Origin of the sequence: Calothrix anomala FACHB-343 (assembly GCF_014696435.1) — a bacterium.
Lineage (GTDB): Bacteria > Cyanobacteriota > Cyanobacteriia > Cyanobacteriales > Nostocaceae > Aulosira > Aulosira anomala_A.
This window is the reverse complement of the sequence record NZ_JACJQG010000015.1, coordinates 1-15,244: the sequence shown is the minus strand read 5'-3', so window position 1 is coordinate 15,244 and position 15,244 is coordinate 1. Positions and strand designations below refer to the sequence as shown.

The 15,244-nt window shown below is 42.8% G+C and carries 4 protein-coding genes; all 4 read left to right on the top strand.

Annotation, left to right across the window (positions count from 1 at the left end; all coding sequences use genetic code 11):
* Positions 1 to 150: 150 nt before the first annotated feature.
* The 4 genes from H6G08_RS10645 to H6G08_RS10630 all read left to right on the top strand — a co-directional run bounded on the left by H6G08_RS10645 (position 151) and on the right by H6G08_RS10630 (position 15,045).
* Entirely contained in the window at positions 151 to 1,713 is a 1,563-nt protein-coding gene (locus H6G08_RS10645) for a right-handed parallel beta-helix repeat-containing protein (protein ID WP_190541485.1), read from the top strand.
* A 59-nt stretch (positions 1,714 to 1,772) separates the two neighbouring features.
* The gene (locus H6G08_RS38120) at positions 1,773 to 4,583 is read left to right on the top strand and encodes a beta strand repeat-containing protein (protein ID WP_199322489.1); all 2,811 of its coding nucleotides are present in this window, start codon (positions 1,773 to 1,775) and stop codon (positions 4,581 to 4,583) included.
* 419 nt (positions 4,584 to 5,002) lie between these two features.
* Entirely contained in the window at positions 5,003 to 11,503 is a 6,501-nt protein-coding gene (locus tag H6G08_RS10635; protein WP_242046120.1) for a beta strand repeat-containing protein, read from the top strand.
* A 422-nt stretch (positions 11,504 to 11,925) separates the two neighbouring features.
* Entirely contained in the window at positions 11,926 to 15,045 is a 3,120-nt protein-coding gene (locus tag H6G08_RS10630) for an MFS transporter (protein WP_190541479.1), read from the top strand.
* The last annotated feature ends 199 nt before the right edge of the window (positions 15,046 to 15,244 follow it).

The following is a 15,244-nucleotide window of genomic DNA, read 5'->3' as shown; positions in this document are numbered from 1 at the left end:
TCGGAGGAAACCTCCGCTCAGACTTTCCGCAAAATTCAAAATTAAGAATCCAGACAGAACAAGGTGTTGAGGTTATGTATCTGTCGCATTCTTTTTTCAAATTGGTATAAGATTGTCTATTTTTCAGATTTTAGATGAAAAGTTAAATATATGAAGGTTTTTCTTAAAGTAATCAATTTTTATCGGTCTGTATTCGGGAATGAAATTTTGATTACGGCTGTTTTAGTATTGACATTAGCTGAAGTCGCTGTAAGTCAGTCTGTTTCACCTTCTATGAGAGTAGTGGTAAATAGTAACCAAGATGGGGCGATACAGGCTGATGATGTAGTGACTTTACGAGAAGCGATCGCACTGGTTAATGGTACCTTATCAATTGAGCAGTTGAGCGATCGCGAAAAAACTCAGGTACAAAGCCTTGGTAATAATTTATCCTCTCGCATTGAGTTTAATTTACCACCTCAAGAAAGAGCGATCGCAATCCAAGAATTGTTACCACCCCTAGCTAGTCCTGGTTTGCTAATCGATGGCACTACACAACCAGGATATGATGAGGCTAAATCACCCGTTGTCGCTATTACGCCTATTAACAACGCAGATGTCATCCGTGGTTTTACTGTCGTTGCTGATGAGGTGACTATTCGCGGCTTAAGTATCTATGGATTTAATGCTCGTCATGGCGCTACTGCGAGTCTCCCCCCCGCAGATATTTTTATTGCACCACTTTCGGAAGTTTTCGAGAATAAAAAACATCAAAATCTCTCCTCTACACCGCCGAAAGATGTGGTAATTGAAAATAACTGGCTGGGTATAGCACCAGATGGAAGTATCCCTACTAAAACCTCGGCTTTTGGCATATCTGTGTTTAACAGTGTGGGAACAACTATCCAAAATAATCGCATTGCCCATCATGATGGTAGCGGTATTATTACCTCGGTTCGGGCAGAAAATTTACAAGTTAAGAACAACATTATTACTCACAATGGCTTGGCAGGAATGCCTGATGCGATTCGTTTAGAAGGTATAGTTAATAATACTGAAATTACTGCTAACTCCATTCAATTTAACGCTGGCAGTGGTTTGTACTTATTTAAACCGCAAGGTTCAGTAAAAATTCGCGATAACACCATCACTAATAACGGTCAACAGTTGCAGCGAGCCGCAATTTACCTGATGGGTAAGGGACATGAAGTGGTGAATAACAAAATCACCAATCAGCCAGGGACAGGGGTAACAATCGCCGCTTATCCCCAAAGCCAAGGTAACAAAATTCAAAATAACCAATTTGCCAAACTACAGGGACTAAGCATTGACTTGGTAAGTCAGCAAAATGTTGGTGTGATTGACTACCAACAAGGTGATGGGGTAAATCCAGTCCATGACAGCTACCAGCGTCACCGTCAAGCGGGTAACTTTGGCATTGATGCACCCAGCTTTCTCAGTCGAGAGTTTTTTATTTTACAAGATGAGTCAGTAACCCTGGATGGTTTAGCGGCTCCTGATTCCGTAGTGGAAATTTATAAAGTCAGTGAAACGAGTGGCAATATAGGCACATTAAACGAAGCGATCGCCACAGTAAATACCGATAGTGATGGTAGATTCTCTGTGAAATTGGGAAATCTAAAAGAGGGAGAACGAGTAAGTGCGATCGCAATTCATTCCCAATATGGAACATCTGAACCAGCAGATTTAGCCCTGATTCGCGCTCTCAAGTGATTACCCCTAGACTAGCTCTCTGACGAATTCATAATTGATAAATAGACAATCGCCATTCCATGACACAGCACCCAGACAATCACCACTCTTCCATTTCTTGGATTCCTATTTTTACTCAGATAATTAGTACTATTTTGATGGCGATCGCTTGGTTGGTATCTGAGTTCATTACTTTGCGTCTGGGAAATAAAAAACGTAAGTCTGGGAAAAGACTGTTAACTTGTCTTTTATTAATATTTTGCTTCTTGGTTTCTTACTTAGTTCCCTTACGAGAGCAAGACTCTCGTGTTTTGGCTCAGGTAACTTATCCCTGTGCAACTCCTGGTAAAGATGGGCCTGGGGGAACTCTTACTAGTATTATCAACACTTATTACCCTGGGACTGCAAATGCCAGTGCTGGGACAAAATCTATACCAGTAGGTGCTGCTACTCCGTCTACCAATACAGCGATCGCAGCTGGAGATTTATTACTAGTTATTCAAATGCAAGACGCTACTATTAACTCTAGTAATAGTGATGCCTATGGTGATGGTACTAGTGGCGATGTTCCTAATATCACTAATCCTCAACCGAGTACGGGGGCCAGTGGCTGGACAGCAACTACAGCCGGTACTTATGAGTTTGTTGTCGCTACAAGTGCAGTTAGTGGTGGTGCTGTTGCAATTACCGGTGCTGGTGCGAGTAACGGACTAGTGAATAGTTATGTTACTGCTACTGCTAGTGGTACTAAGGGTCAAAGTACCTACCAAGTAATTAGAGTACCGCAGTATTCTAGTGCAACTTTAGGTAATGCGACTGCGTTTCCTTGGAATGGTTCTATAGGCGGTATTCTTGCTTACGATGTTGCTGGTAATCTCAATTTAACTGGCACTGTCGATGTTAGCGGTAGAGGTTTCCGGGGTGGTGGCGGTCGTCAACTTACCGGAGGTGGCGGTAATAATACAGACTTCCGTACAAATGCCACAGTTAATAATAACGGCGCTAAAGGTGAAGGAATTGCTGGTACTCCTCGCTATGTGCTGAGTACCTTTAATACATCAGGTAGTTCTACATCTCCCACATTATCAAATACGGGAGTTGAAGGTTACCCCAATGGTAGTAATGGCCGTGGTGCTCCTGGTAATGCTGGCGGCGGTAGTACCGATGGTAACCCTGGTAGTAATGATCAAAACTCCGGTGGCGGTGGTGGTAGTAATGGTGGTCGTGGTGGTCGTGGTGGGAGAGCTTGGTCTTCGCAAGTCACAACAGGTGGCTTTGGCGGTAAGGAATTTCCTGCTTCTACTACTCGCTTGATATTAGGAGGCGGTGGTGGTGCTGGAACTACCAATAATAGTTCAACTTACCCACCTGCAAATGACACAGGTACTAATAGCGGTTTGAATAGTAGCGGTACTGCTGGTGGTGGTATGGTGATGATTCGGACTAATACAGTTAGCGGTACAGGCACAATCAATGCCAATGGAGCTACCGCTCTTGATGTCACTAGAGACGGTGGCGGTGGTGGCGGCGGTGGTGGCACAGTGTTTATCACCAGCAAAACTGGTACTCTTGCTGGTTTGACTATCAGTGTTAAGGGTGGTAAGGGCGGTAATGCCGTGTTTAGCGAGGCGCACGGGCCCGGCGGTGGTGGTGGTGGTGGGGTAATTGTCACTAATGCTTCTCCAAATTCAGCCACTGTAGCGGCTGGAGGATTAGATGGGGGTGATTCTGGTCGTACTGGCTCAACTATGGCGCTACCTTTTGACTCAGAAGCAGGTACAGGGTTAGTAGTGCCGATAGTAGCAGGTGTAGTTCCTGGGGTAGCATCAGGTGCAGAATGCTCGGCTCAATTAACCGTAACTAAGACTACCTCTACACCCTCAATCAGTAATCTCCCAGCAGGTACTACAGCTACATATACAATCACGGTATCTAACGCTGCTAATAAAGCGTCTGCGACTCAGGTGGCAATTTCTGATACGCTTCCCAGTGGCTTCACTTATGCTTCCAATTCAGCACCTGTCCTGACAGGAGGTGCTACTCGCACTTCAGTTAGCAATCCTAGTCCTAGTAGTACGAGTCCTAGTTGGGGAACATTTTCCATTCCTGGTGGTGGATCGGTACAAATTACCTTTGTCGCCAATGTGCCAAACACTGTAGCGGCTGGTCAGTATCAGAATACTGCTACAGCAACTTATCTCGATCCTCAACGTACCACCACCACCGGAACAACGAATGCTACCTATAGTGCTACTTCCAGCACTAGTGAAGATGTCACTGTACTTGGCAAGCCAAAATTACTGCTAGTTAAACGTATTACTCGCATCAATACCCAAGACATTAATGATTTGATCGATGGACGCAGTGATGTAGCGGTAACAGCCTCTAACTATGTAGCACCTGCTTATGCTGCTGATGATAACGATCCAAAATGGCCTAGCAACTATTTGCGTGGTGCGATCAAAACGAATGCGATTCCTCAAGATGAGTTAGAATACACTATTTATTTTCTTTCTAATGGCGATAATAACAGTACTAATGTGAAGATCTGCGATCTAGTTCCTCAAAATACTACATTTGTTCCCAATGCTTTTAATGGTCAAACTCCTAATGATGGTGGTTTGGCAGGAGCCGATCAAGGTATTGCTCTAGCAATTGGTTCTACAAATCCTACAGTTTACCTGAGTAATATCCAAGATAGTAGCGATCGCGGACGTTACTATAGTGCTAACGATTCATCTACGCCATCGTTCTGCGGTAGTAATATTAATGGAGCAGTAGTAGTAAATGTAACTCGTAGTCCAGATTTAGCCAACCTCCCACAAGCAACGGGAACGGGTACTCCATCTAATTCTTATGGTTTTGTGCGCTTCCGTGCCAAGGTGAAGTAATACCAATTTAAATCAAAAATACGACATACAGACAAGGGCACAATAATTTTGTGCCCTTAATCGTAATTGATGTTTCGCAAACATGATGTGAATGGCTAGAGCCTGAGAGCAACTCAGCACCTGTGATGAAATACTTATGCGATCGCATCATAAATTACCAATGATACTGATAGATTCTCTGTGAAATTGGGAAACCTAAAGGACGGAGAACGGTTAAGTGCGATCGCAATTCATCCCCAGTATGGAACCTCTGAGCCAGCCTACCCGGCATTAATTCGTCATATAAATGCTAATTAGATATGAGAATAATCAATAAATCAGTTAAAAACTTTGCCAAAATTATTAATTTATGCTGGATTTTGATATTTAAACTTATCCTCAAATATATTTTCTCATTTTTAGCGATTATATTGATATTTTTGACTAAATTTACCAAATCTTTATTCAAGAAATCTGTCAGGATAATTACTAAAAATGAGAAATATCAACTAGCTAATAGAAATAATCTTGCTAGATTTATCATCACCAGCTTAACAGCGTTCCTATTTACCATTAACTTTACAGGAATTGGCTTATTTTTTGCATCACCAGCTTTAGCCGCAGCCAGTTTAATTATTGAGCCGCTAACCTGGGATTTTGTGGGTTTAGATAGTAATAACGTTAACGTGGGGCCGAATACTTATGTTGTTGGTGCGCGAGTTTGTAACGTTGGAAGTAGTCCAGCTAATAACTTAAAGCTGACATTTAATTCTAGCGGTAGCAGTGCTATTAGTTTACAATTTCCCGCATTTCAAACTATCAGTAAAACCACAGTTCCCGGTATTCCGCAATTAGTTTCCTTGCCAAGCGGGCCAGATCCAGAAGTTGCTTATCCCAACTCAGGCGGAGGACAAACAAGAAGAGCAAAATATAATATTAACTTTACTCCTGCTAATTGCTTTGATGGTTATTACAACATAAAAGTAGCTCGTAATTCTAGCTCTTATAACGCCACATTACCATATCAAATTACAGCTACAGCCGATAATACCAGCCCTGCTTCTACTCCGGCTGGTAGGCAATTATACGTAGAAAGATTAATTTCTCAAGCACGTAATAGCATCTATTCTTTTACTAACTTAACCACTGGCTCTAACACAGTTTACGTCGGTGGAACTTATGATTTTGAACTCAAAGGTGCCACAGCTACAGGTTATCCCCAGTTAACATTAACTTCGGACTTTCCGAATATAGTTTTTCAGTTATTACGAGTTAAAACTACTTATCAAACTCCTACAGGTACAGTAAATAGTACTGTTTATGCAGATGCTTGCGGTTGGATTGCTGACCCTAGTTTTATTGGCTATCATGAAAGTTCTAGCGCTTGTAATGGTATTAACTATCCTAAACAGTATGGTGATGGCAGTGATAGTGATGCCAAAGTTGGTGATAATGTAAGTACTGTATATACTATTAAAGTTTTAGCAATGCCATCTGCTGCGGGTGTTGCTAATCCTGTACCAGTTAGCCACTTAATTTTAGATTATTCCGGTTCTAGTTATCACTACAACGCTGATAATGGTACAGGGTTAGGACTTACATATATTACAGTTGTAGATGCTCCAGATTTAACTATTACCAAAACTGCACCATCTGGAACTTTAACTGTTGGCACAAACTTTAACTACACATTAAATATTTCCAACCTTAGCACCTCAGCCGGAACTACTGGTACAACTACTATCCAAGAAAATCTTCCCAGTGGAATGCAATTTCAAAGTTTCACAGGTAGCGGTTGGAGTTGTAAAAATGCTTTAGGTGCTACCTGTACTGCAGGCGATCGAGGAACATTAAACTTCTCTAATTCTGGTGTAATTCCGGCGAATGGAACCAGCAGTATTACCTTAACTGTGAAACCCACAATTAGCGGTAACAATATTGCCAATACTGCGACTGTTTCCACACCAAATGATAAAGATACAACTAATAATTCCTCCACAGTTAATGTTAATATTAACCCCGCACCAGATTTAACAATTACTAAAACCGGGCCTGTAAGTGTTGGTCAAGGACAAACTGGTGTCAGTTATACTCTAGCAGTGCAAAATATTGGTACAGTCAGCACTTCTGGTACCATCACAGTTACAGATACCTTACCCACAGGTTTAACACCAAATGCGACAAAAATTAGTACAGATAACAGTGCTAATGGTTGGACTTGTAATACTTCTGGACAAGTAGTAACTTGTACGCGCAGCGACATTTTTGCCACAAATGCAAATTTACCCAACATAATTATTACTGCAGATGTCCCAGCTAACGCTACAGCAGGCGTAGTCACTAATACTGCAACTGTCGCTGGTGGCGGAGATGGTAACAGCAGTAACAACACAGCTAATTTATCAGTACAGATTGGTTCCTCACCTGATTTAACTATTAGTAAAACCAGCACCCCCACATCGTTTACTAAAGGTGGGACAGCAACATACAACCTCACGGTTAATAATATTGGTAATCAGGCGACAAACGGGGCAACAATTACAGTTACAGATATTTTACCCACAGGGATAACTGCAACTTCCGCAAGTTTTACTAACAACGGTTGGACTTGTAATGCTAGCGGACAAACGGTAACTTGTACCAGCACAGTTAACTTAGCTGCGGGTACAGGAACTTCTACATTTCAAATACCTGTAACTATTAGTGCTGCTGCTTCTGGTAATAGCTTTGTCAACCAAGCTTTAGTATCTATTCCTGGAGATGGCAATACTAACAATAACTCGACAACCTTAACTACTGGTACAGGCCCGGATGTAACTATTTTAAAAATTGCTTCTGGTGATTTTAGTGCTAATAGTACTACAGCTAAATATACAATTACTGTGACTAATAATGGTGGTTCAACCACAACCGGAGCAATTCAGTTTGATGATACTATTACTGATGCTAAAGTTACTTATCCCGGGCCTAGTGCTTATACAGCACCTTCAGGTTGGACTTGTAGTGCAGGAACAACACCCATAGACTTTTCCTGTAGTAACCCCAGCCCTAACTTAGCACCTGGCGCATCTGCAAGTATTGTTATCCCTGTTACTGTTGCTACAGGTGTAGGGACTGATGTTCCCAACTCAGTTACTATTAACGCCACCAGTAATGGCGGTGACACAAACACCACTAACAATACCTCCGCAACCACAACTGGTAGGAGTGCGGTTCCTGATTTAATCGCCTCTAAAACCCTCACTCAAACAGGTTCAACGGGAAGTTATACGATTACAGTTGCTAATAGTAGTGGAGCGACAGCAGATACAGCATCTAACTCAACAGTTACTATGACTGATACTCTACCTACTGGAGTTACAGTTAGTAGTATCAGCGTTCCTGTTAGTACCTGGACTTGTAATCAAGCTGGTACTCCTGTAGTAGTTACTTGTACAATTAAATATGTAGTTAGTATTGGTAGTAATTTTCCAACTATCACTCTCAACGTTGCTAATTTACCCACTTCTGGCAGCTTTACTAATACTGGCAACGTTAGTTATCAATCTAGTGAACAAAACACTAGCAATAATAGTTTTAGCCTCACAACAACTATACCCACAGCCCAAGATTTAACTATTAGTAAAATTGGCCCCACTACCTTAGCTCAAGGACAAAGCGGAAATTATATCCTGCGAATTAGTAACCTGGGACAAACTGCTACTACTGCAAGTACAGTTTATGTCACAGATACCTTACCCACAGGAATGACAGCAACTTCCGCTAGCGGTACTGGATGGACTTGTCCCACAGTCGGTGCTACTGTAAGTTGTAATCGCAGCGATGCTTTAGCTGCTGGTTCTAGTTATCCTGATATTACAGTGGCGGTACAGGTTGCGGGTAATGCAACTACAGGTGCGAGAACAAATACTGCACAAGTGACAGGTACTAATGTTTTCCCCTCAGCTCCTCCCACTGCTGCGGGTGGGGAAACGAACACAGCTAATAATACTAGTTCTGTTAACCTGACTATTACAGGCGTACCCGATTTAACTATTAGTAAAACTGATTCTGGTTCATTCACTCAAGGCGGAACTGGTAGTTATACTCTGACTGTCACTAATAGTGGTTCTGTAGCTAGTAGCGGTCAAATTACAGTTATAGATAGTTTACCAACGGGAATTACGCCTAATTTTACCAGTCCTAGTACCTTTAGCGGTTGGAGTTGTAGTTACACAGGACAAACTGTAACCTGTACTAATAGCACAGTTATTAATGCTGCTGGTACTTCTAGCTTTAGTTTGCCAGTAAGTATTAGTACTACTGCTGCAAGTACTGTCACTAATAATGTAATTGTTTCTGGTGGTAGCGAATCGAATAGTAGCAATAACACCGCCAGTAAAACAACAACGGTGAATAGCGTTCCTGACTTAACTATTCTCAAAACCCATACACCTAGTAGTTTTACGCAAGGGCAAGCAGGAAGTTATACCTTGAGTGTGATAAATATTGGTAATGCAGCAACATCTGGTACAGTTACAGTAAAAGATACCATACCCTCAACTTCTGGGTTAACTGCTACCACTGCTACTGGTACAGGTTGGAGTTGCACAATTAGCGCGAATCAACTTACGGTAGATTGTACTACTAGCGATGTTTTAAATGGTGGTAATAATGCTTACCCAGATATTACGATTGGCGTCAGTGTTTCCAGTACAGCACCTACATCACCTACACCTGTGAACTCTGCTACTGTCTCCGGTGGTGGCGATACTAATAATGCTAATAATACAGCTACCGATTCGACGCCGATTGTCGCGCCGGCTGGTACTCCAGATTTAAAAATTACCAAAACTCACACAGGTAATTTCGATCAAGGTGGTACGGGTTCTTACAGCTTGACTGTGAGCAATGTCAGTAGTATATCAATAGCTAATGGGACTACTGTTACGGTAACAGATACCCTACCACCAGATTTAAGTGCTGCTGCGCCTAGTGCTTCGGGTACGGGTTGGAGTTGTTCTTCTACAGGGAACTCGACAACTGGCTATACAGTAACTTGTACGCGCAATGATGGGTTAACAGCTGGTAGTAGTTATCCGGTAATTACTTTAGGGGTAACAGTTAGTAATAATCCCCGGAATGAATTATTGAATAGCGCCAATGTAGCTATCCCAACGACAGAAAATAATCTCAGCAATAATTACGTCAATGACACAACCTATATCAATCAAACAGATTTAAGTATTACTAAAACAGCACCAGCTAGTTTAAGTCCAGGACAAAATAGTGCAGTTTATACCCTGAGCGTGGTTAACGTTGGTACTAAACCTACAAATGGTTCAACTGTAACTGTGAGCGATACTTTACCCACAGGATTAACTCCGGTTGCTGCTAGTGGTACGGGTTGGACTTGTGGGATTAGCGGACAAACTGTCACTTGTACCCGCACTTCTGTATTAGCTGCTAATGGCGGTAGTTATCCAGATATTACTTTGACGGTGAATGTTGCGGCTAATCCCCCGACTTACATTGTCAATACTGCTAGTGTTTCTGGTGGTGGCGATATCAATACCAGTAATAATGATAATGGTGTGGGTAGCTCCACTGGTACGGATTTAGCTATGAGCAAAACCCATACTGGGACATTCCTCAAAGGGGGAACAGGAACTTTTAATTTGCTGGTGAGTAATGTTGGTGGTAGCGCTACTAGCGGAACTGTGACGGTGACAGATACCCTAGTAACAGGATTTACGCCAACTACGGCTAGCGGTTCAGGTTGGAATTGTAATATTAGCGGTCAAACGGTAACTTGTACTCGCAGTGATAGCCTAGCATCGGGACAAAGTTACAGTCCGGTTCTGATTAATGTGAATATTTCTGCGACTGCTCCCAATTCATTAAGTAATACGGCGAGTGTTTCGGGTGGTGGCGATACAGTAAATGTCTCTAATAATAGTGAGGGAGATACTGTTTATTTTGGTGCTGATATTACTATTAGTAAAACTCACTCTGGGACTTTTAATTCTGGTCAATCGGGAACTTATAATTTGACCGTTTCTAACGCTGGTGGTGCTGCTAGTAGCGGAACGGTGACGGTGACGGATACTTTACCTTCAGGCTTTACTGCGACTGCTGCTAGCGGTACAGGTTGGACTTGTAGTCCCAGTACAGGCGCGGCTATTAGTTGTACTCGCAGCGATAGTTTAGCTGCTGGTGCTAGTTATCCTGTTATTGCTATAACTGTTTCTGTGCCGACTAATCCTAATCCTTCGGTAATTAATACTGCTAATGTTTCCGGTGGGGGAGATGTGAATACTAATAACAACAGCAGTAGTGATACAGTGACTTTCTCGAATACTCCTAAGTTGTTGTTAGTGAAACGAATTACAGCAATTAATGGTGTGGATTTAACTGGATTTGTAGATAATACTAATGCTGCCGATCCAACTGCTGCTGATGATAATGATGGTAAATGGCCGACGCCGAATACTACCTATCTCCGGGGCAAAATTGATGGCGGCTTTGTGAAACCTGGGGATATGTTGGAATATACGGTGTATTTTCTGTCTAAAGGCGGTAGTGATTCTAAAAATGTGACGATTTGCGATTTAGTTCCAGAAAATACGAATTTCCAAACCCAAGGTTTTAATAGCGATACGGGTATTGCTATAGACACTGGAGCTACGGGTACAGATTTAGGGATTGCTTTGGGTTGGAGTTCTACGAGTTTACCTACTGCTCCCACTCAGCGCATGAGTAGCGATAATACAGATGGCGATCGCGGTCAGTTTTTCCCTGCAAATACGGGAACTGGCGGTGCTACCTGTTCTGCGACTAATACTAATGGCGCTGTGATTGTGAAAGTGGTTTCCGGCGCAAATACGATCCCCAAAGCGACGGGAGCAGGTACGCCTACTAATTCCTATGGTTTTATCCGCTTCCGCGCCAAGGTGAAGTAAGCTGTCATTAATTACTTAATTTATGCGATCGCTTCTTAGTATGGGGGAGCGATCGCATATTTATTGAGATTGAATTTTTTGTCAAAAATCACAACAAAATACAAATATTTATCTCTATTCAAAATTAGAAATTATCAAGTTTTACCAACTATTTAATAAACTTCTTCGCTAAATATTTTGATGTTTTTGCCTAGTAACCTGAAAAGCTTACCCAAACTGAGAAATTCAGACTTTTGCTAGAAGTGTAATCAATATTTCTATCCTGCGTTAGATATGCTATTCAAACTGTGGAGAGATGCTGACAATGCCTGAATTCCACGATTCTGAAAGCTACAGACGTGATTGTTTTCCCAATAAATAGAAAAATTCTGCTCGTGTAATTCTTAATTTCCCCAAATTTAAGCTTAGAAAAAGGAAATACAATGATTCAAAGTACAGAAATTATGCTGGGACTCTACAAACCACTGTTGTGGGTGGCACAGGTTCCAGTAGACTCTACAGGTGTATCGCCAGCACAAGCATCGGTTCTCACTTCTGGGCCGCGCTTTTTTGTGGCTTTAATCTCTGGTGTGATTCTCGCTTTTGCTTTTCAAATAGTATTAACAAATCTCTCGGTGGCTGCGGGTATTTCTTACCTGGGACATTCATCTGACTCAGACTCAGATCGCGAAGAAGCGGGAAGTTTGGGCGGTACTATTCGCAAAATTGGTACAGCTGTAGGCATTTGGACGGTAGTTACTGTTACGGTTGCTTTATTAATTGCTTGTTTTTTAGCAGTAAAACTCAGTCTGTTGGTATTAGATCCGGGATTGGGTGCAACTTTAGGGCTAGTAATTTGGGGTGCTTACTTTTTACTCTTGATGTGGGTAAGTTCAACTACAGTCGGTTCCTTAATTGGCTCAGTGGTGAACACTGCTACCTCTGGCTTTCAAGCAATTATGGGGACGGCGACGGCTGCATTGGGTGCTAAAACTGTGAGCAATCAAGTTGTAGCTACAGCTGAGGCTGCTGCGGCTGCGGTGCGTCGGGAACTCGGAAGCGGGATCGATCCAAGTAGCATAAGGGAAAATGTTGAAGATTACCTCGACAGGTTGCGTCCCCCAGAGTTGGATCTATCAAAAATCCGCAGTGATTTTGAAAACTTACTTAAAGATCCGCAATTTCAAGCGATCGCCAGTAACCCCGATTTACGCAATATCGATCGCCAAAAGTTTATCGATTTAGTCAGCAGTCGCACTGACCTTTCTAAACGCGATGTTAAGCGCATTGCTGATACATTATATAAACTCTGGCAACAAGTAGTCAGCCAGCAAGCACCAGCCCAAGACCGTTTAGGGGAGTTAGTTGACTATCTTAAATCTCTCCCACCAGGACAAACTAAAACTGATGAACTCAACGCCAAGCTGGAAAGGTTAATTGCAGAAACTCGTGGTTCTAAAGAAGCTGACCAAAAAGCAGCCCCAGGCCCAATTCAGAGTACAATCCAGCAAGGACTTTCGGCTTTGACTGGGGTGGTTTTGGGGAGAACCGACTTGTCAGATTTAGATGTAGAAAAAATTTGGCAATCTCTATCCACTGCTAAAGACAAAATTACTGAACAAGCCGATAAGCTAGGTTTACCCGCAGCTTCCCAACCCTATAGTCCGATTCGGGCTGATGTGGAAAACTACTTGTATAATACTTACGCTTGGCAACTCAGTCCAGAAAGAATTGCTCAAGAATTCCGCGATGTTATCTACGATCCAGCCGCCGATCCGGGAGTAGTTAGGCGGGAATTAGAGCGCCTTTCCCGCAATGATTTTGTCAATATTTTGCAAAATCGGGGACTATTGACTCAAGGACAAATTCAACGCATAGCCGATCGCTTAGAAGCCGTGCGCGAATCAGTATTGGTGACGGTAACTGCGGTTGAAGAACGAGAAATAGTAGAAGATTTGCAACGTCGCGTTTCTAGCTATCTACTTGTTACCAGTAAAGCTGATTTAACTACGGAAGGTATTGAACGGGATTTTAGACCTTTGTTGTCAGATCCAGATGCAGATTATGAAACCCTTTCCCGGCGGTTAGCGGCGATTGATCGTCACCAAATGCAGCAAATACTGTTTCAACGCAACGATATTCAGCCTTATGAAATCGACGCGATTCTCGATGATTTAGAAAAACAACGCGATCGCGCTTTAATCGAATCAAAAAATCTCGCAGATCAAGCAAAATATCAAGCTGAAACTCTCTGGCTAAATTTAGAGTCATATCTGCGTAATACGGGCAAAGGCGAACTCAACCCCGATGCAATTCGCGCCGATCTCAAACGCTTATTGGAAGATCCCCAAGGAGGAGCGATCGCTCTCAGAGCAAGATTAGCGCGTTTCGATCGCGATACCTTAGTACAATTGTTGAGTCAGCGCCAAGATATCAGCCAAGACCAAGCAAATCGCATTATTGATACAGTAGAACATTCATGGCACAGTATCCGCCACGCGCCCCAAGCTGTAGTTGATAAAGCGAAGGAACAATACGACTCGGTTAGCACTACCATTGCTGACTACTTACGTAATACAGGCCAAGCTGAACTCAACCCCGAAGGGATTCAGCGCGATTTAAATCGCTTGTTTGAAAACCCTCAAGAAGGCGCTTTAGCCCTGCGTCGTCGCTTATCTCAGGTAGACAGAGATACACTCGTAAAATTACTGAGTCAACGCCAAGATTTAAGCGAACAGCAAGTTAATGAAATCATTGATTCTGTACAACATTCGATTCGCAATATAGTGCGTGCGCCGCGGCGTTTAGCTACCAGAACTCAGCAGCGAGTAGAAACCTTCCAAGCCTATTTAGAAGAGTATTTGCGGCAAACAGGTAAAGAAGAACTCAACCCTGAAGGTATCAAGCGCGACTTACAATTACTACTGCACGATCCGCGCGTAGGGATTGAAAGTTTTAGCGATCGCTTGGCGCATTTCGATCGTTCGACAATTATCGCTCTGCTGAAGATTCGCGAAGATATTACCGATGAGGAAGCAGCCAGAATAGCAGATAACATCGTCTCGGTACGCGAGCAATTTGTCGAGCAAATACGCGGAATTCAGCGCCGCATCCAAGATGTCATTGATGGGGTTTTTGCCCGCATCCGTAACTATCTCAATTCTTTGGAGCGTCCAGAACTGAACTACGATAATATTAAGCGTGATGTTCGCCAATTATTTGACGATCCCCAAGCCGGATTCGATGCCTTACGCGATCGCCTCTCTTCATTTAACCGCGATACCTTAGTCGCCATTATCAGTTCCCGGGAAGATATTTCCGAAGACGATGCTAACCGGATTATTGACCAAATTGAAGGCGCGCGCAACACCGTTCTTCAAAGAGCCGAACGCTTACACCACGAAGCACAACGCCGTTTAGAACAAGTCAAACATCAAGCACAGCGACAAGCAGAAGAAACCCGCAAAGCCGCCGCCACAGCAGCTTGGTGGTTATTTGCAACAGCCGTTGTCTCCGCTATTTTCTCCGCATTGGGAGGAGCGATCGCTGTTGTGCGTCTGTAAATTATCAAAATTGTCTCCGCTCAATTAATTCAGCCTCCCTCAAGGGAGGTTTTTTTATCTTCTAATACTGTCGATGGGGAGCATCCCAATTTTGACGCAATACCCTAGAAGGGTATTGCTATACCAACAAAGCCTGCCTTCGCAGGCTAAAAGTTTGATAGCCTGCGAAGGCAGGCTTCGTATTTCTAGCCCCACCCTT

Bases quoted from the DNA above. Each gene is read 5' to 3' on its own strand.
- H6G08_RS10630 (WP_190541479.1), top strand. From the start codon at position 11,926: ATGATTCAAAGTACAGAAATTATGCTGGGACTCTACAAACCACTGTTG.
- H6G08_RS10645 (WP_190541485.1), top strand. From the start codon at position 151: ATGAAGGTTTTTCTTAAAGTAATCAATTTTTATCGGTCTGTATTCGGG.
- H6G08_RS38120 (WP_199322489.1), top strand. From the start codon at position 1,773: ATGACACAGCACCCAGACAATCACCACTCTTCCATTTCTTGGATTCCT.